We start from the raw sequence: 16,261 nt of genomic DNA on the forward strand, positions 1-16,261 counted from the left end.
GATCATGCATGGGATGGGAAGCGCTAGAGCTGTGGGACAAGGACGCGGTTCGCATCGAGAGGCTCTCCGGCGGAGTTGCCAATGATGTCTGGAGCGTGCGCGTCCGCGGCCAGCTTGCAGTCGGTCGTCTGGGGACCAGGAGCGATGCTGATCTCGCTTGGGAGGCCGAACTCCTCCGCCACCTCGACCGGGAAGGGCTGAGCGTGCCGGTGCCGATCCCGACGGCCGATGGCCGCCTGTTCGCCGATGGCCTGACAGTGATGGAATACATGCAGGGCGGGCCGCCCGAGACGGAGGCCGACTGGCGTCGCGTGGCCGAGACACTGCGCGAGTTGCATCGGTTGACGCAGGGCTGGCCGCAGCGTCCGGCTTGGCGATCCTCGACCGACCTCCTGCACGCCGAAACCGGGACGAGGATCGACCTTGCCGCGATGCCGGTAAATGGCGTCGCCCGATGCCGCGCGGCGTGGGCGCGGCTTGCCGGTCGCGAGACAAGCGTCGTCCACGGCAATCCCAGCAACCCCGGCAACATCCGCATCACCGCAAACCGCGTCGCCCTGATCGACTGGGATGAGTCGCATGTCGACGTGCCCGACCTTGACCTCGTCCTGCCCTACAATGCAGCCGGTCTGGAAGGCATCGCCTATGACATCGCCGCGCAAGCATCGGCGGCATGGGAAGCCGCGATCTGCTGGGACGACGCATACGCCGCCAAGCGGCTTGCCGAAGTTCGCGCCCTCTGAGGCGTCCCCAAAAAACGAAACATCTCATCAGCCATTTGCGCCGACGCTGTTTCACGATAGACTGATCGCTGTCCGTGCCCTCTCGCACGGCACGCCTTCATTGGCGCAGGCGACAGAGCACAAACGGCCCCATGGGTCTTCCCTGCAGTCGCCACCCTCCCCCGATCATTGCCAACCATTGGAGCCCGAGACAATGATCTCAGCCGACTATTGCCGACTCATGGCCCGCTACAACAGCTGGCAGAACACCTCTCTGATCACCGCCGCCGATGGGCTGACGCATACGGAGCGCTGGAAGGATCGAGGGGCGTTCTTCCAATCGATCGCCGCGACGCTGAACCACCTTTATTGGGCCGACGCCCTGATCCTCGCGCGATTGAAGGGCAATGAGCGGCCCGAGAAAACCATCACGCACTCGCTGACAAGCCCATCGGATTGGGATGCGTTCAAGAGCCTGCGGCTGCAACGCAACGCCGAAATCGAAGCCTGGGCGGCAGGATTGCGCGACGCCGAGCTCGACGGCATGCTTGTCTGGTATCCCGGGGACGGCGCAACGCGGGTCGAGAAGCCGAAGGCCAACTGTGCGATCGAACTCTTCAACCACCAGACCCACCACCGCGGCCAGGTCCATGCGATGCTGACGGCAGCCGGCGCAAAACCGGAGCCGACCGACCTTTCGCGTCTGCCATAACATGCCCGGCATCGGCTCGGCGAACCCGGCAGCAAACGGCGGCGCGTAAACCTGCACGTTACAGATTGTGTCGTTTTCGCATCACTTTCTGTCAGGTTGCAATTTCCTGGTTGGCAAGGGCGTTCGCCTTCGCTACAAGAGGCTCACCGCGTCAGATCGAACAAAAGGGAGGCGTTGCATGACATCATCAGCAATCACCAAAATCCTCCCGTGCGGAATGAACCGACACTAGGTCATTTCCATTCGCGGCCCGCCTCAAGCGCGCCCGACATGCGGTTTTCACTCCCTTCATAGCCCGATGATCTGACGGGATCATTTCGTCTCCCGCTTGGGCTGTGCCATTTAACTCTCGATTTTGAGGACCGGTTGCCGATATGCGGCCGGGTTGGTTCAAATGACTCGCAAGAAGCTCGATTTCCGCGCCGATGCCTATCGCAACGTGCTCGGCTTTATCTTTCATCATTGGAGCCACCGGCCTGGATTGGTGGGTCTCATCATCGTGCTGGTGATTTCAAGCACGCTCGCCGAAGTCATGGTGCCGGTCTTTTCAGGCCAGATCGTCGATGCCATCGCCGGCGGCAATCCGGCCGACAGCGCCCTCAGCGCCTTCGTCATCGTCGTCGCTTTGGGCTTCACCAGCGTGGCGCTGCGCTATTTCATCTTCAACGGCATCATCCGGCTGACGCTGCGCACCATGGCGGATGTGACCAATGGCGGCTTCCACAAGGTGCAGCGCTTCTCCACCGACTGGCACGCCAACAGTTTTGCCGGCTCGACTGTGCGCAAGATCACGCGCGGCATGTGGGCGCTGGATTCGCTGAACGACCTGTTGCTCGTCGCGCTGTTGCCGTCGATCGTCATGCTGGTCGGCGCCAGCATCGTGCTCGGCAGCTATTGGCCGGTCATGGGGCTGATCGTCAGCTTGGGATCGCTGGTCTATATCGGCGTCACCGTGGCGCTTTCCATGGGCTTCGTGTCGCCGGCGGCAAGGCTTGCCAATGCCTGGGATACCAAGCTCGGCGGCGCGCTCGCCGATGCGATCAGCTGCAACTCGGTGGTCAAGGCGTTCGGCGCCGAAAACCGCGAGGAGAGCCGGCTCGGCCGCGTGCTCGGCACGTGGGACAGCCGCACGCGGCGGACATGGAAGCGCGGCACATTGAGCGGCACGATCCAGGGCTTCATGATGGTCTCCATGCAGGCCGGCATTCTGGGGACGGGCCTCATCATGTGGCAGCGAGGGCTGGCGACGCCTGGAGATGTCACCTTCGTGCTGGCGATGTTCTTCGTCCTGCAGGGTTATCTGCGCAATGTCGGCCAGGACATCCGCAATCTGCAGCGCGCCGTCAACGACATGGAAGAGCTGGTTCTGCTCGACAAGATGCCGCTCGGCATCGAGGACAGGCCGGGCGCCACACCTATCCGGATTGGCAAGGGCGAGATCGTCTTCGATCGCATCACCTTCCAATATGGCGCGCATCCGAGCCCGCTTTATAAGGACTTTTCGGTCACCATCAAACCGGGGGAGCGTGTGGGGCTGGTCGGGCATTCGGGTTCGGGCAAGACGACCTTCGTCAAGCTCATCCAGCGCCTTTACGACGTGAATTCGGGCTCGATCCGCATCGACGGGCAGAATATCGCCGAGGTGAGGCAATCCAGCCTGCGCAGCCAGATCGCCATCGTGCAGCAGGAGCCGATCCTGTTTCACCGCACGCTGGCCGAGAACATCGCCTATTCCCGGCCGAATGCCTCGCGGCGTGAGATCGAGCAGGCGGCGAGACAGGCGAGCGCCCACGACTTCATCCTCAGCCTTCCCAAGGGCTATGAGACGATGGTGGGAGAACGCGGCGTCAAACTCTCGGGCGGCGAGCGGCAGCGCGTCGCCATCGCCCGCGCTTTCCTCGCCGATGCGCCGATCCTGATCCTCGACGAGGCGACCTCCAGCCTCGACAGCGAGAGCGAAGTGCAGATCCAGCAGGCGATGGAACGCCTGATGGACGGCCGCACCACACTCGTCGTCGCCCATCGCCTCTCCACTGTGCGGGCGCTCGACCGGCTGCTGGTCTTCGACAAGGGCGAGATCGTCGAAGAAGGCGACCACCAGGCGCTCATCCGCCGCCCCGACGGCATCTACCGCCGGCTGTTCGAGCGGCAGGCGCTGGAGCTGACCAAGGGCCTTGTGGCCTGAACCGAAACGCCAGGGTTTTGCTCTGGCGTTTCCTTTTTGCGGCTCAACGGACAATGGCTGCGCTGTTCGGCAATGCTCATGTTTCCGCTTGATGGTCGAGATCGCGGCGGTCCCGGCGCGAGCCCGCCCCGTGCAGATTGCGCCATTTGCGGACGACGGCTCGCACTCACGCCGAAACACGTCCGAAACACTTTTCAATCAATTGCATGCGGAGTTTCTGGCCGTTATTCCGACGGTTTGGAGAAGCCGCGGTAGAAGCGTGTCGGCTGCAGCAGCGAACTGGCGATGTTGGCGACGATCGGCCCATCCGCCTCGCTCTTCGCCCTCGCTTCCTGCCACTCGCGATCGGCGATGAACTCGGCCCATTTCTGCTCGCGCTCCGAAAGCGACCGCCATTCGAGCAGGTAGGTCAGATCGTTGCTGGAAGAGCCGATCATCGTCGTCCAGAAGCCGAGTGAGCGGATGCCGAGGCGTTCCCAGATTGCCAGCGTCGCGGTCTCGAAGCGCTGCTGCAGTGCCGGCAACCTCCCCGGCAGACATGTATAGATGCGCAATTCGTGGATCATCGGGTGCTCCTCATGGTGGATCAGGAAAGATCGTCCATATCGGTCAGCGCCGGAAAAAGCGAGGGCCGCTTGCCGGCGCAATCGGCCTTATCAAAATAGAAAGGCCGGAGCACCGTTGCTTCGGATAGGTTCTGGGCTTCAAGTCCGGAAACCGCTAGGGTCTAGCGATCAGGACGAACGCTTCAAACTCGTTGGAAAAGCAAAATGGTTCGACCGGTCCGTGCGATTGTCATTGCAGCCCTCCTGTTCGTCGTCGCCGTTGCCGTTGCCTGGTCGTCGCTCGCGCTTTGGTACCGCTTGCCGTTGCCCCAAGCCGGCAGGCAAGCCAGCGCCATCTTGTTCGGGCTTTTTGGCGCCTCCGTCATACTGGCGCTCTTTGGCAGGAGACGCCGTCGTGCGGTCCTCGCGTTTGCGGCCGCGTTCGTCATCGTCCTCTTCTGGTGGAGCACGATCGAGCCGCAGGCAAATGGCGCCTGGGCTCCGGACGTTGCTCGTCAGGTCACCGGCGAATTCGACGGTGATCTGCTGACGCTGACAAATGTCCGCGAATTCGAGTGGCACAGTGCCACCGACTTTACGGAACGATGGACGACTCGCAGTTACGACCTGAACAAGCTGAAGAGCGTCGACATGTTCATGTCGTATTGGTCAGGTCCGACTATCGCGCATGTCATGATGAGCTTCGGCTTCGAAGACGGCCGCTATCTGGCGTGGTCTATCGAAGTGCGTCGCCTTGCCGGCGGTTCGTTCTCACCGCTGGCGGACCTCTTCAAAAGCAGTCCTCTGGTCATCATCGCGGCAGACGAAAGGGATGTCATCGGCCTCCGCTCCAATTTTCGCGGTGAGGACGTCCAGATTTACCGCCTGAGGGCGACGCCGGCGGCTGCGCGGCTGCTTCTGCGCGAATACGTCTCCGACGCGAACGCGCTTGCAGCGCGGCCCGCCTTCTACAATTCGCTGACGACCAACTGCACGACGACCATCGTCAAGATGATGCGTGTGGCAGGCGACACCGTGCCGACGGACTGGCGCCTCATCGTCAACGGATACCTGCCGGAATACGCCTATGACCGGCGCGCGCTTGACATCTCGGTTCCCTTGTCGCAACTGCGGTCGGCCGCACACATCGCTGCAAGAGCGCAGGAGGACGGTCTTTCGCCGTATTTTTCGCAGGCCATTCGCGTCGGCGTTCCGTCGCCGCAGGGCGCGTTGTGACGTCCTCTATCCCAACGATATCGAGATGGTTTTCCCTCGCTCGATGCTCTTCATCAGCAGTGACGGGCCCATGATCCACCGCGGTGAAGACACGCCAGGGTTTGCTCTGCGTTTCCAGTCTGCAGGTTCAACGAACAAAGCTTTTGCGGTTCTGCATGGTCATGTTTCTCGACTATGCCGAAGGCGGCCACGAATGCCCTACGAGGTGTTCGACGAGGCGAGGCGCTTCTTCTGATATCGCCAATATGATGCCTGACTTGCGCGCGGAGGCGAAATCCAGTCCGACAAAGTAGAGGCCTGGCGAGGCGCCCACGCCATCGACGTGGAAGCATTTGGGTCAATCATCGTGACTGCCGCCTTAGCGCGACCCCTCGCGACTTACCCGATCAACCAGGAACGTAGGTCAATCGCACCGCCTCCCCGCCGATCAAATCGCTGGCGACAAGGCGGAGCGGCGGCCTCGGGCCGGTGAAGAACGGCTTGCCGTGGCCGAGCACGACGGGGTGGAAGTAGAGGCGATATTCGTCGATCAGGCCAAGGTCGGTCAGACCGCCCGCAAGCTCCGGCCCGCCGACTTGTATCTCCCCGGCAAGCTCGGCCTTCAGCCGGCGGATCGCCGTCTCCATGTCCTCCGTGATAAGCGTGGCGTTGGGGCCGACCGAGGTCAGCGAGCGCGACACGACCCATTTCGGCTGGCGCCGCCAGGCAAGCGCGAAATCGCGCAGCTCCGGGGTCCACTCGGCATGGTCTTCATCCCAGTAGCGCATCACCTCGTACAGGCGGCGGCCATAGAGGCTCCCCGTCTGGCCGCGCGCCTGCTCGATCCAGTGGCGAAAGAGGATGGGATCGGGCGCAAATTTCTGGTGGTCGACATAGCCATCCAGGGAGATATTCATTCCGAAGACGAGCTTCGCCATGCGCTAATCCTCCATCAGGGACTTCAGGATAGCTTAAGCCGCCATCGCTAGCCAAGGGTCCCCACAAAGTTTGAGTTGACCGCTTTCGATGGCGAGGCGACAGTTGCACCTGTAGCAAGGCAGGAGGCAAAACGATGGACGAGGCAGACCGCTGGCGCAGCATGGCCAGCGCACCGAAAGACGGCAGTCGGATCCTGGTCACCATCCGCCCGTCCGAACAGGGGCCGGCGGAAGTTGACCTCGCCTATTGGTCGCACGGCGATCAGTTTGGCGCAGAAGGCTGGCGCGCCTCGGATTCCTCGCCTGGGCAGATCATCGAATATGCCGAGCCGGAATTGAAGTGTTGGATGCCGATGCCCTCGGCCAATCTCGCTCGCCTCTCGATGCCCTCACCCTGGGAAGGCGACGACGCCCAGCAGCTTGACGGCTCGGGGATTTGACGATCGCGCCGAATCGACGTGGCCTCACGCCCCGCCCCACCTTACCAATTCGTAAGTTGTGGCCCATGCGTGCCCTCAGCTAGGTTCCCCCAGCCATACCGGGAATGATCGGGCTGATGCGGATCCTGCTTATCGAGGACGATCGGAAGACGTCCGACTATATCGCCAAGGGCCTTTCCGAGGCAGGCCATGTCTGCGACGTCTTCGGCGACGGCCGTGATGGGCTGTTTCAGGCGCAGCGCGAAGCCTATGACGTCATCGTCGTCGATCGCATGCTGCCGGGGCTGGATGGGCTGGCGGTTATCCGCTCGCTGCGGGCCGCCAAGGTCGGCACATCGGCGCTGTTCCTGACCTCGATCGCCGGCGTCGACGACCGGGTCGAGGGGCTGGAGGCGGGCGGCGACGATTATCTCACCAAGCCTTTTGCCTTCTCCGAGCTATTGGCCCGTGTCAATGCGCTCGGCCGCCGGCCGCCGGTGCAGGAGCAGAAGACGGTGCTGAAGGTTGCCGATCTCGAGCTCGACCTGATCCGCCGCGAGGCCCGCCGCGCCGGCCAGGCGATCGAGCTGCAGCCGCGCGAATTCACCCTGCTCGAGGTGCTGATGCGCGGCGAAGGCCGGGTCATCACCAAGACGATGCTGTTGGAGCGGGTCTGGGATTTCCACTTCGATCCGAAGACCAGCGTCGTCGAGACCCATATCAGCCGCTTGCGAGCCAAGGTCGACAGACCGTTCCAGGCCCAGCTTCTGCACACGGTCCGCAACACCGGGTATAGCCTGCATGCGCCCCGAACAGGTTGATTTTACACCCGGCCGCAGGCACTTTTCCGCGTCATTCTCCAGCCTGCGCCGAAGCACGCCGTTCCGGCTTGCCGTCACCTTCGTCATGCTCTTCGTCGTCACCTTCTTTTTGAGCGGCGCGATCATCTATCACATGCTCGACCTCGGCCTGTCCCGCGATCTCGAACAGTCGCTGACCGAGATGAATGCGCTTGTTGTTTCGACCTACGAGCCGGACGACACCCAGGATCTCGTCAACACGCTGAACAATTATGCGAGCTTCCAGTCGACCTCCGACGGGCTTTATTCGCTGACCGATCGTGCCGGCAAGAAACTCGCCGGCAATTTCGCCGCACCGCCCATCCCGAACGGCGTCTATACCGTCACCTCCCGCGATGTCGGGCTGAAGGGGCACGAACGCTACCGGATGCAGGTGTCGACGATCGGCCCCTACAGCCTGGTGGTCGGCGAAAACTTCAACGATGTCGAGGAGATGCTGAGGATCGTGCTGGTCAGTTTCGAATGGGCCGCGGCGGTCGTCGTGGCGACGGCGATCGGCGGCGGCGTGTTTCTGGCCGCTCGCGCCCAGGCGCGGCTGGACAGGGTGGCCCTCACCATGAACCACGTCTCCCACGGCGCGCTCGACGCCCGCATTCCGATCAGCGGCAATGGCGACGATCTCGATACGGTGGCGATCCAGATCAACGCGGCGCTGGTGCGGCTGCAGACCTTGGTCGAGAGCATGCGGCAGGTGAGCAGCGATATCGCCCATGATCTGAAGACACCGCTCAACCGGCTGCGCCTGACGCTCGATGCCGCAGTGGCGGGCAATGTCCGGCAGGCGGATGTCTCAGCCCTTCTCGACGAAGCGAGACACGAGAGCGACCGGATCACTGCCACCTTCGAGGCGCTGCTGCGCATTTCCCAGATCGAGGCCGGCGCCCGCAAGGAGCGTTTCCAGGCGACCGATCTCGATGCCGTGCTTGCGGTGATTTCCGAGGTCTATATCGATGTCGCCGAAGATGCCCAGAAATCGCTGCGGATCACGGCGCGTTGCCCCGCCATCATCCGCGGCGACCGCGATCTGCTGACCCAGCTGATCGCCAACCTGGTGGAAAATGCGATCAACCACTGCCCGGCCGGAACGGCGATCACGGTTTCGCTGCGCCGCCAGGCCGATCGCGCCATCCTCTCGGTCGCCGATAGCGGCCCGGGCATTCCCGCCGGCGAAAGGGAGAAGGTCTTCCGGCGGCTCTACCGGCTGGACAAAAGCCGCACGACGCCCGGAAGCGGGCTCGGGCTCAGCCTCGTCAAGGCGATCGCCGAGCTGCATGCGGCCGAGATCACCATGGGAGACAATCAGCCCGGCCTCATCGTCTCGATCGGCTTTCCACTGCTCTCCTGAGCTTTCATTCTCGACATAACGAGGCGGCTGAAGCGGGCGGCAAAGCGGCGTATTTCGGCAGCAGCGCGATAGGGCAGAACGCTCCACGGCCGGCGGCGGCCAAGCCGGTAGGCCGAAAGCCCCGCCTGGATCTGCGAGCAGGGGTCCGCCCTCTGGCTGACCGGCAGCGGATCGACGAAGCAGGCGCTCAAGCCCTCATCGAATTCCAGATCGAAGGCGAGATCATAGGGCAGCCGCATCGGCAGCATTGAACCGGCAATCCAGCCGGCCGCCCTGCGGTTGATCAGATAGGCGCCGGAGCCCTTCTCGCGGGTGAGCGCAATGGCAAGCGAGCGCGACACGGTGAGCGCCTCCACCCTATGCTTGCGCCCGGTGTTGACGGTGGAAAGACGCAGGATGTCCCAGCGCGTCTGGTGCTGCAAAGCGGCCTCGAGCACATCGGCAAGATCGTCGTCGAAATCGAGGTCGTCTTCGAGAATGAGCGCGAATTCGGCATTGCCGGAGAGGAAGCGCCTGGCGCATTCGACGTGGCTCAAAAAGCAGCCGATCTCGAAAGGGTTCGGCCGGCGGCCATGCCGGCTCCGATAGGAGGCTTCGTCAAAATCCGGATGCGGCAGGCTGAGCCCCGCCCCATCCACCGCCGCCACCCGCTCGAAGGCAAGACCGATGCCTGCAAGCAGGCGCTCCATGCGAAACCGGCGCAACGGCGCCCGGTCGAGATTGATCAGATAGGTGTCGACCCGCAGGCTGACCGGATGGATCGCCGGCATCAGGGCGGCGGGCGTGGCGCGCATGTTCATGGGTGAGCTGGCCTTCAACTTGGCAATGACTGCGCCAAGCCTGCGCTCGAAATCTCACCGGCATCTCGCCGGGGCTATACATTTTCGTAAGGTGGCAAGGGTTGGAGTCTGGGGAGGCGGTTGCCGCGATCCGGATCGCCGATCCTCAGTCGGATTTGCAGCCCTTGGAAATCCGTCCGTTTCAAGACAAACTCGTCCCGCTCTAGCTTCTGGGGGGACTCTGATGGAAAACCACGAGCCGTTTTTACGCGAGGCGATTGCGCTCTCGAAATCCGCGATGGACCGAGGCGACGAACCATTCGGCTCGGTGCTGGTGAAGGATGGCGAGGTCATCCTGCGCGCCGAAAACAGCGTCTTCACCGGCCACGATATGACGAACCACGCCGAGATGAACCTGATTAAATCTGCAGCAGAGCACTACGACACCGGCTTTCTCGCCGACTGCACGCTCTACACCAGCACGGAGCCGTGCGCGATGTGCTCCGGGGCGATTTACTGGTCGGGTATCGGGCGCATGGTGTTTGCGTGCTCCGAAGCCCGGCTTGGCGAGATCGCCGGGATCGGATTGAACGTGCCGAGCCGGGCGGTGTTGCAAACCGGCGCGCGCACCGTCACCGTGGTTGGCCCGACGAACCTCGAAGACGAAGCCGCAGAAGTGCATCAGCAATTCTGGCCGAAGCATCTCGGCAAGGCTTAGCCTCAGCCGGAAGTTTGGCGAAACCGCGCCTCCAACCTCTGTCATTCCAGGCCTCGAGCCTGGGATCCATGTCCGCTGCTGAGAGGGTCATGCTGCGGGAAAGAATGCCTTCCTCGAACTGGGAGATTGCCGCATGCCCCTCATCCGGCTGCCGCCACCTTCTCCCCGCTTGCGGGGCGAAGGGGGCAAGTCGTCAGCTCTCGACTCCCCACTAACCTCTCGCGGGGCACGTCCCCTCGCCCCGTTTACGGGCAGGGTTAGGGTGAGGGGCAGCCATGCTCTCCGCTTGCATGTGCCAGCGATTCCCGCAAAAAGGGTGCAGCCGACCCCCTAATCCGACACCCTCCGGAAAGGCAAAGCATGGCCGAGAACGATTATGATGCCTTCGCGGCGGCATATGACGCGGATAATGAGGCCAATGCCTGGAATGCCTATTACGAGCGGCCGGCCATTCTTGCCTTGGTCGGCAAGGTCGCCGGGCTTTGCGTGCTCGATGCCGGATGCGGCGGCGGGGCGCATGCGGCAGCGCTCGTCGAGCGCGGGGCTGTGGTGACCGGGATCGATGCCAGTGCCGGCATGCTGCAGATCGCGCAACGCCGCCTGGAAGGCCGCGCGCGCCTGCTGCAGGCGGATCTCAGCAAGGCCCTGCCCTTCGAGGATCAAGCCTTCGATCTGATCCTCGCCTCGCTGGTGCTGCATTATCTGCCGGACTGGTCGGCGCCGCTCCTGGAATTCAACCGGCTGCTGCCTCAAGGCGGCCGCCTGGTTTTCTCCACCCACCATCCCTTCATGGATCACCCGTCGAGCGGTCACGACAATTATTTCGAGACCTACAGTTTTGACGAGACCTGGCAGCGCGGCGGACAAGAGATCGCCATGCGCTTCTGGCATCGGCCGCTGCACGCCATGTTCGATGCACTGAAGGCGGCCGGATTTCAGATCGATACCGTCAGCGAGCCCCAACCCGATCCTCGCGCCCGCACGCTGTTTCCGCTGGCCTATCGGAGCTTGACGACGACGCCGCGGTTCCTGTTCTTTTCGGTGGTGAAAGCGTGACTGGCATGCCGATCTGCTCGCACTCCTTATCTCGACATCAGAACGATGTTCTTTGAACGGAGGAACTGAACAGTCAGGCTCCTGAGCCCAAAGCAGCGGCATTTTTGGGCGACCACTCAGAATTTTACCTCGGCTCGGGAACAACAGGCTCCGCCGATCGTAAATATTATGGGCCGTGTGGAGGTGCGTAATTTAAACACCCATGCACTTCGATACTCTGCGCGGCCCACTCCCGTTACACGGCACGACTGAAGCGTGTCGCATTCTTTCAGCGGCGGTTCCGCCCTTGGCGCTTGTGGCTGGCCAAGACCCCTTCCCACAAGGGGGAGGGGCTAAATCGCGGCCCCTGGCGGCGGCCAAAAGGAGAGGTCTTGCCGGCTGCTATCGTCCACAAATTGGTGCGGTGGAGGTTAGGTAAAGCGGGGCAGCAGCGCTCTTCGTCGTTGGCACTGTATCGTGTGGCCCCCTCATCCGACCCTGCGGGCCACCTTCTCCCCGCCGGGGAGAAGAAGGAGAATGCCGCTTCGCCATCGATCTCATTAACCGAAGTGCCGTTGAGCTGGTGGGTGCATTTGGGTAGTTTCGTCGCGCCTTGCTTCCTCTTCTCCCCAGCGGGGGTCCGAAGGACGGGCGAGACCCGTGGCTCGCCCAGGCTGGTGGCCCGCAGGGTCGGATGAGGGGGCCATACGGCACGCCCTTCACTATCGCCTTACCTTCTCTTCATCACCCACCCCTCGCCGCGCGCAGCGCAATCAACCCCCGCCGCAGCCACAGCAATTGCTGCGGCGGCATCTGGCGCAGGTGTTCGTAGTCCATCACCGTGACGTTGTAGACCGTGCTGCGCACCTGCGGGCCGTCCGGGCAGCGCAGCAGGATGGCCTGCAGGGCCATCATGCGATTGCTGGCTTTGCGGGCGCGGTCGGCGAGGCTTTCGGTGACCTCGCCCTCGTGGCCCTTGACGGCGAAGAGCGATTGGGCGCGCGGGCTTGGGGCCGGGATGCCGGTGGTCTTGTGGTAGCGGGCCATGGCCTCGGCATAGTCGTCGCCGGCCTGGCGCTGCTCCGCGGTGATCAGGCCGTCGAGGAACATGCGCCCCAGCGTATAACCGGCAAACGGGCTCTTGACCGTCTCGTCGTCGACCGTTCGGCCGAAGCCGTGGATGCGGCGGCGGGCTGCGATGGCGACGCTGATATTGTCCTTCTCGGTCTCGAAGGGCTTGATCTTGCCGCAGGGAAAACGCTCGACATTTTCCTTGCGCGGCCGGCCGGCGCCCTTGTTTGCCCGTGATGTCCTGGCCTTGGTTGCTTTGCCACCCATGCTGATTGTCCTTCTATCGAATGATGCCGTTGCGCAGTGCGGCGGCGACAAGTGCGGTATCCTTGAAGACGCCAAGCCTCGCCTTGGCGTTGGCGATGTGCGTATTCACGGTGATGTGGGAGATGCCGAGAATGGTGCCGATCTCGGCGGCGGTCTTTCCGGCCGCCATCCAGCCGATGATTTCGGTTTCGCGCGGGGTGACGTTGCTCTTGATGGCCGGGCTCATGGCGCCGGCCCATCGATGAACGGCACGCGCGGCATCGTCACCTCGGCGCCCGAGAAGGTCACACGTCTGACCCGGTCGGGGTGACGGGGCGGCTCGGCCGGCGCGGTCTCGACCGGCGGCAGTTTCTGCCGGGCGTCCTGCCGGGCCGGGAACCTGTCGCGGTTGCGGTGCGTCATCATGATGACGGTGTTCTTCTTCGAGCCGAACATCTCGGCGATCGCTCTTGCCGACATGCCGTCGCTCCATAGCTTCTCGGCCCTGACGATCTTATCTTCCGTCCAGAATTCGGCTCTCATCCGGCTGCCTCCTGTGTCTCTCGTGCGGCCCTGGCGATGACCGGGTTGTCGGGGAACATCTTCGCCAGTTCCCGCCTGGCGCTGCGGCTGCCATTGGCCGCAGCGCGCAGCAGCTGCATCTTGTAGGCCGCGACCTTCGGCTGCGGCGTCTCGGGCTCCGGCTCGATGCGCGGACGGTTTTGCGCGTCCATCATCGCCTGCTGACGGCGGCATTCCTCGGCAAAACTGGCGCTGCTCGGGGCAAAAGCGCGGTTGTGATCCCGCACCTGTCCGGAGATGAAGCCTCTGGCGGCCCGCCAGACCGCCTCATTTGCAATGCCGTCGATCGCGACGAGATAGGCGCGGATCTGCATGTCGGGATCAGTGCCTGATGATGCCGGGAAACCCGAAAGCATCCCCGCTATGATCTTCACCGGAGAGGAAATCTCTTGCGGCATCCACTGTCGTCCTTCTCGTGCTGCTGTTGCTCGACCCGGCTTCCCTCGCCTTCTCCTTGAGGTACCAGTCGCATTTGATCGCCTGCCAGCCGCGGAAGATCTGCATCTCGGCAGCACCGGCCGGATCGCCGGTCAGCAGATATTCCCTGGCCTGGATGCGGGCGGCGTAAGCCGTCAGCGGCTTCCGCAGCGTGCGCCGGCGATGCTCGATGACGGCTGCCGCCAGCTCCTCCCCCAGCACCGGGCTGAGGATGTCCATGATGTCCTTGTTCATTGTGTCCTTCGCCATGCCGTTTTCCTTTCTCCCGCCGCTCAAACCCGAAGCCGCTGCCCGCCGAAAAAATGGACCGGGGTGCCCGGCTGGATCCGGTGGGGAAAGCGGCGGATCTCTGCGCCGGCATGATCCTGCTGGGCGGTATCGCCCTTCTCGGCGCTTCGAAGCCGGTGGATCTCGATTTCCACCGAAGGCACCGACATGCCGAGCATGGCTGCGATTTCGATATAGTCGCTGCCGGTGCGGAAGAGCTGGAGCGCGTTCATGCCGGTGTGATCCTTCTTGTCCATTTCGAGCGCAGCGCGCCGTTCCCGCCGAAGCGAGTGCTTGGAGGTGCTTCATCTGAATTCATCGACGGCGACCGGAGCGCCGGCTCTGTTGCGGGAGCAAAGGCTCCGGTCGCCTGCCGGGCTGCGGCCCGGGGATTGGATGCCGGCGTCGCCGAGGGAGGGCGACGACGCCGGCCGCCGATAGCCGTCAGGGAGGCGTGAGGCTGTCGGGATCTGTGAGCGGAGAAGAGCTCGGCTGCCGCATCTCTTTCGGGTTGGTCTGCCGGCCGCAGGTCTCGCAATGGCGCTCGATCACCTCGGCGATCGACAGCGCCTTGCCGCAGTTCGGACAGCCGGTGTCGCGGGCTCGGCAGGCGGCGCCGCGGTCTCCGAGGTTGGGGGAATTGATGATGATGTCGCTGTTTTTCATGCGCATTAGGGTACATTTAATACCCTTAATGTCAAGCGCAATAGGGCATGACATATACCCTAAACTAGGGTATTTTTTATATCATGTTGAAAGATCAGGAACAATTTGAGCGCGAAGAACGCGCAAAGCGGCTGGTCATGGCCAGGAAAAACGCGGGCTTTGCCGGGCCGAAGGCGATCGTCGATCGGTTCGGCTGGAATGCGAATGTCTACAAGGCGCATGAGTCCGGCCGCAACGGCTTCGGCATTGCCGATGCGAAGAAATATGCCCGCGCCTTCAAGGTCAATCTCAACTGGCTGCAGTTCGGAACCGGCAACGCGCTCGACCCGGATGAGCTGCCGGTCTCCGTCGCCGACGTGCCGAAGATCTCCTGGGTCAGCGCCGGCCAGCTGAGCGAGCAGGCGCCGATCACCGACTTCTCCGAATTCCCGACCGTGGCCGCCCTCGATCTGCCCGATGGCGAATGGATCGCGCTTGAGGTCGAAGGCAATTCGATGAACAAGATCTCGCCGCCCGGCTCGATCATCTTCGTCAACCTGCGCGACAAGCGTCTGGCGCCGAACGCGCTTTATGTCGTCGCCGACGAGACGGGGGCCGCCACCTACAAGCGCTATCGCCCGAACGACGACCCGCCCTTCCAGCCCGCTTCCTATGAGGACGTGCCGCCGCCGGATTTCCAGGGCGCCGTCACCATCGTCGGCCGCGTCCGCCGGTCGATCATCGAGATGTAGGCATCCATGCCCGCTGCGAATAAACCATATTCATCAAGGAAACCAATATGATCCGCCCTTCGTCGCGCGCCGGCAGAATTTGGTTCTATATCGTCACATTAGCGGTGTTTCTCCTGGCCTTCAGCGCAGCGCGCGAGATGTACGGCCTGTAGGATCTCGCTCCGATCTCCCGATCCGGCGACCAGGATCGTGAGAGATATTTTCCCGCCTGAAATCAACCTGCAAAGCTCCGGACGTCGTCCGCGCACACCCGCGTTACTCCGCCGGGATGGATCGAATGGCTGCGAGGAATATCCTTCGGCAGCCCTCTCCCACGAATCCAAATTCGGTGCCCCAAAGCCCGGGCCCGGTCACCGCATCAGCGATCTCGATCCCGTTGCGCCTCCCGTTTTTTTCTCGCAGCATCAGACTCCAAGATAGGCTTGTTTTCTATTTCTCTGTCTTCACTCCTGAAGGCTGGTGAGGGAGGGTTCCGGCCAAAGCTTCCCCCTACCCCATGAGCAAAGCCCATGAAGCCGGGAGAGCATTGGCCAGGTCCTGAAGGCCGGAGCCGGGATGGGACACGTGCCAGAGGGGCCATTCGCTTCGCCCTCGTCCTGATTTTCTGACAGCGCACTTAAGGACTTTCGCTTCCCGCGCCGCTGGGCTTCGTCAGCTCGGGAGTTGCACCCGGTCGCCCAATCACTGGCGACAGTCATACGCCTATGATTCGTACCTCGTCAATCATTAGGGTATTTTTTATACCTGCTGCAGTTGACGATATGGGGTATTATATATACCTTCACGC

Annotated in this window: 20 protein-coding genes; 10 read left to right on the forward strand and 10 right to left on the reverse strand. The window is 62.8% G+C overall.

Going from position 1 to position 16,261, the window contains the following annotated elements; genetic code table 11:
* Positions 1–8: 8 nt before the first annotated feature.
* From ACS4RS_RS02060 to ACS4RS_RS02070, 3 genes are all read left to right on the forward strand, one after another.
* On the forward strand, positions 9–743 hold the full coding sequence (locus tag ACS4RS_RS02060; protein ID WP_439008931.1) for a phosphotransferase: 735 nt from the start codon (positions 9–11) through the stop codon (positions 741–743).
* Positions 744–936: 193 nt separating this feature from the next.
* Positions 937–1,434 carry a DinB family protein gene (locus tag ACS4RS_RS02065; RefSeq protein WP_439008930.1) on the forward strand — a complete coding sequence of 166 codons (498 nt, stop codon included), beginning with the start codon at positions 937–939 and terminating at the stop codon, positions 1,432–1,434.
* Between the two features lie 394 nt (positions 1,435–1,828).
* Positions 1,829–3,619 (forward strand): ATP-binding cassette domain-containing protein, encoded by a 1,791-nt coding sequence (locus ACS4RS_RS02070; RefSeq protein WP_439008929.1) that lies wholly within the window; start codon positions 1,829–1,831, stop codon positions 3,617–3,619.
* A 224-nt stretch (positions 3,620–3,843) separates the two neighbouring features.
* Here ACS4RS_RS02070 and ACS4RS_RS02075 read toward each other — a convergent pair whose 3' ends face one another.
* Positions 3,844–4,185 (reverse strand): NIPSNAP family protein, encoded by a 342-nt coding sequence (locus tag ACS4RS_RS02075; RefSeq protein ID WP_439008928.1) that lies wholly within the window; start codon positions 4,183–4,185, stop codon positions 3,844–3,846.
* A gap of 204 nt (positions 4,186–4,389) precedes the next feature.
* Between ACS4RS_RS02075 and ACS4RS_RS02080 the strand changes: the two genes are divergently transcribed.
* A complete protein-coding gene (locus ACS4RS_RS02080) occupies positions 4,390–5,400 on the forward strand; it encodes an Lnb N-terminal periplasmic domain-containing protein (RefSeq protein WP_439008927.1) in 1,011 nt (336 codons plus the stop codon).
* A gap of 386 nt (positions 5,401–5,786) precedes the next feature.
* Here the strand turns inward: ACS4RS_RS02080 and ACS4RS_RS02085 are convergent, their stop codons facing one another.
* Positions 5,787–6,317 (reverse strand): dihydrofolate reductase family protein, encoded by a 531-nt coding sequence (locus ACS4RS_RS02085; RefSeq protein WP_439008926.1) that lies wholly within the window; start codon positions 6,315–6,317, stop codon positions 5,787–5,789.
* Positions 6,318–6,451: 134 nt separating this feature from the next.
* Here ACS4RS_RS02085 and ACS4RS_RS02090 point away from each other — a divergent pair, with 134 nt between their 5' ends.
* From ACS4RS_RS02090 to ACS4RS_RS02100, 3 genes are all read left to right on the forward strand, one after another.
* Positions 6,452–6,757 (forward strand): hypothetical protein, encoded by a 306-nt coding sequence (locus ACS4RS_RS02090; protein ID WP_003569638.1) that lies wholly within the window; start codon positions 6,452–6,454, stop codon positions 6,755–6,757.
* A gap of 116 nt (positions 6,758–6,873) precedes the next feature.
* On the forward strand, positions 6,874–7,557 hold the full coding sequence (locus ACS4RS_RS02095; protein ID WP_439008925.1) for a winged helix-turn-helix domain-containing protein: 684 nt from the start codon (positions 6,874–6,876) through the stop codon (positions 7,555–7,557).
* Positions 7,538–8,941 carry an ATP-binding protein gene (locus tag ACS4RS_RS02100; RefSeq protein ID WP_439008924.1) on the forward strand — a complete coding sequence of 468 codons (1,404 nt, stop codon included), beginning with the start codon at positions 7,538–7,540 and terminating at the stop codon, positions 8,939–8,941. The genes ACS4RS_RS02095 and ACS4RS_RS02100 overlap by 20 nt, the downstream gene beginning before the upstream one ends.
* Here ACS4RS_RS02100 and ACS4RS_RS02105 read toward each other — a convergent pair.
* On the reverse strand, positions 8,896–9,741 hold the full coding sequence (locus ACS4RS_RS02105; protein ID WP_439008923.1) for a glycosyltransferase family 25 protein: 846 nt from the start codon (positions 9,739–9,741) through the stop codon (positions 8,896–8,898). The genes ACS4RS_RS02100 and ACS4RS_RS02105 overlap by 46 nt on opposite strands.
* Before the next feature lie 223 nt (positions 9,742–9,964).
* Here ACS4RS_RS02105 and ACS4RS_RS02110 point away from each other — a divergent pair, with 223 nt between their 5' ends.
* The gene (locus ACS4RS_RS02110; RefSeq protein WP_439008922.1) at positions 9,965–10,438 is read left to right on the forward strand and encodes a deaminase; all 474 of its coding nucleotides are present in this window, start codon (positions 9,965–9,967) and stop codon (positions 10,436–10,438) included.
* 360 nt (positions 10,439–10,798) lie between these two features.
* Entirely contained in the window at positions 10,799–11,494 is a 696-nt protein-coding gene (locus ACS4RS_RS02115) for a methyltransferase domain-containing protein (RefSeq protein WP_439008921.1), read from the forward strand.
* Between the two features lie 723 nt (positions 11,495–12,217).
* Here the strand turns inward: ACS4RS_RS02115 and ACS4RS_RS02120 are convergent.
* The 7 genes from ACS4RS_RS02120 to ACS4RS_RS02150 form a co-directional block, all read right to left on the reverse strand.
* Positions 12,218–12,811 (reverse strand): hypothetical protein, encoded by a 594-nt coding sequence (locus ACS4RS_RS02120; protein ID WP_449313853.1) that lies wholly within the window; start codon positions 12,809–12,811, stop codon positions 12,218–12,220.
* A gap of 13 nt (positions 12,812–12,824) precedes the next feature.
* Entirely contained in the window at positions 12,825–13,037 is a 213-nt protein-coding gene (locus ACS4RS_RS02125; protein ID WP_037073250.1) for a response regulator transcription factor, read from the reverse strand.
* Positions 13,034–13,333: a GcrA cell cycle regulator gene (locus ACS4RS_RS02130; protein WP_439008920.1), complete on the reverse strand. Its 300-nt coding sequence runs from the start codon at positions 13,331–13,333 to the stop codon at positions 13,034–13,036. Before ACS4RS_RS02130 ends, ACS4RS_RS02125 begins: the two co-directional genes overlap by 4 nt.
* On the reverse strand, positions 13,330–13,728 hold the full coding sequence (locus ACS4RS_RS02135; RefSeq protein ID WP_439011768.1) for a hypothetical protein: 399 nt from the start codon (positions 13,726–13,728) through the stop codon (positions 13,330–13,332). The genes ACS4RS_RS02130 and ACS4RS_RS02135 overlap by 4 nt, the downstream gene beginning before the upstream one ends.
* Positions 13,694–14,059 (reverse strand): hypothetical protein, encoded by a 366-nt coding sequence (locus ACS4RS_RS02140; RefSeq protein ID WP_439008919.1) that lies wholly within the window; start codon positions 14,057–14,059, stop codon positions 13,694–13,696. The genes ACS4RS_RS02135 and ACS4RS_RS02140 overlap by 35 nt, the downstream gene beginning before the upstream one ends.
* Positions 14,060–14,082: 23 nt before the next feature.
* Positions 14,083–14,310, reverse strand: a complete 228-nt coding sequence (locus ACS4RS_RS02145; RefSeq protein WP_439008918.1) for a sigma-70 family RNA polymerase sigma factor — start codon at positions 14,308–14,310, stop codon at positions 14,083–14,085.
* Between the two features lie 211 nt (positions 14,311–14,521).
* Entirely contained in the window at positions 14,522–14,743 is a 222-nt protein-coding gene (locus ACS4RS_RS02150) for a hypothetical protein (RefSeq protein ID WP_439011767.1), read from the reverse strand.
* A gap of 83 nt (positions 14,744–14,826) precedes the next feature.
* Here ACS4RS_RS02150 and ACS4RS_RS02155 point away from each other — a divergent pair, with 83 nt between their 5' ends.
* Positions 14,827–15,474 (forward strand): S24 family peptidase, encoded by a 648-nt coding sequence (locus ACS4RS_RS02155; protein ID WP_179611427.1) that lies wholly within the window; start codon positions 14,827–14,829, stop codon positions 15,472–15,474.
* Positions 15,475–16,261 lie beyond the last annotated feature (787 nt).

Source organism: Rhizobium sp. F40D2 (assembly GCF_051810745.2).
Taxonomy (GTDB): Bacteria; Pseudomonadota; Alphaproteobacteria; order Rhizobiales; family Rhizobiaceae; genus Rhizobium.

What these genes read in the sequence shown, in the direction of transcription:
- ACS4RS_RS02155 (WP_179611427.1), top strand. Translation starts at nt 14,827, where the DNA reads ATGTTGAAAGATCAGGAACAATTTGAGCGCGAAGAACGCGCAAAGCGG.
- ACS4RS_RS02095 (WP_439008925.1), top strand. Translation starts at nt 6,874, where the DNA reads ATGCGGATCCTGCTTATCGAGGACGATCGGAAGACGTCCGACTATATC.
- ACS4RS_RS02125 (WP_037073250.1), bottom strand. Translation starts at nt 13,037, where the DNA reads ATGAGCCCGGCCATCAAGAGCAACGTCACCCCGCGCGAAACCGAAATC.
- ACS4RS_RS02100 (WP_439008924.1), top strand. Translation starts at nt 7,538, where the DNA reads ATGCGCCCCGAACAGGTTGATTTTACACCCGGCCGCAGGCACTTTTCC.
- ACS4RS_RS02140 (WP_439008919.1), bottom strand. Translation starts at nt 14,059, where the DNA reads ATGGCGAAGGACACAATGAACAAGGACATCATGGACATCCTCAGCCCG.
- ACS4RS_RS02070 (WP_439008929.1), top strand. Translation starts at nt 1,829, where the DNA reads ATGACTCGCAAGAAGCTCGATTTCCGCGCCGATGCCTATCGCAACGTG.
- ACS4RS_RS02130 (WP_439008920.1), bottom strand. Translation starts at nt 13,333, where the DNA reads ATGAGAGCCGAATTCTGGACGGAAGATAAGATCGTCAGGGCCGAGAAG.
- ACS4RS_RS02080 (WP_439008927.1), top strand. Translation starts at nt 4,390, where the DNA reads ATGGTTCGACCGGTCCGTGCGATTGTCATTGCAGCCCTCCTGTTCGTC.
- ACS4RS_RS02115 (WP_439008921.1), top strand. Translation starts at nt 10,799, where the DNA reads ATGGCCGAGAACGATTATGATGCCTTCGCGGCGGCATATGACGCGGAT.
- ACS4RS_RS02105 (WP_439008923.1), bottom strand. Translation starts at nt 9,741, where the DNA reads ATGAACATGCGCGCCACGCCCGCCGCCCTGATGCCGGCGATCCATCCG.
- ACS4RS_RS02150 (WP_439011767.1), bottom strand. Translation starts at nt 14,743, where the DNA reads ATGAAAAACAGCGACATCATCATCAATTCCCCCAACCTCGGAGACCGC.
- ACS4RS_RS02075 (WP_439008928.1), bottom strand. Translation starts at nt 4,185, where the DNA reads ATGATCCACGAATTGCGCATCTATACATGTCTGCCGGGGAGGTTGCCG.
- ACS4RS_RS02060 (WP_439008931.1), top strand. Translation starts at nt 9, where the DNA reads ATGGGATGGGAAGCGCTAGAGCTGTGGGACAAGGACGCGGTTCGCATC.
- ACS4RS_RS02145 (WP_439008918.1), bottom strand. Translation starts at nt 14,310, where the DNA reads ATGAACGCGCTCCAGCTCTTCCGCACCGGCAGCGACTATATCGAAATC.
- ACS4RS_RS02135 (WP_439011768.1), bottom strand. Translation starts at nt 13,728, where the DNA reads ATGCTTTCGGGTTTCCCGGCATCATCAGGCACTGATCCCGACATGCAG.
- ACS4RS_RS02090 (WP_003569638.1), top strand. Translation starts at nt 6,452, where the DNA reads ATGGACGAGGCAGACCGCTGGCGCAGCATGGCCAGCGCACCGAAAGAC.
- ACS4RS_RS02120 (WP_449313853.1), bottom strand. Translation starts at nt 12,811, where the DNA reads ATGGGTGGCAAAGCAACCAAGGCCAGGACATCACGGGCAAACAAGGGC.
- ACS4RS_RS02085 (WP_439008926.1), bottom strand. Translation starts at nt 6,317, where the DNA reads ATGGCGAAGCTCGTCTTCGGAATGAATATCTCCCTGGATGGCTATGTC.
- ACS4RS_RS02110 (WP_439008922.1), top strand. Translation starts at nt 9,965, where the DNA reads ATGGAAAACCACGAGCCGTTTTTACGCGAGGCGATTGCGCTCTCGAAA.
- ACS4RS_RS02065 (WP_439008930.1), top strand. Translation starts at nt 937, where the DNA reads ATGATCTCAGCCGACTATTGCCGACTCATGGCCCGCTACAACAGCTGG.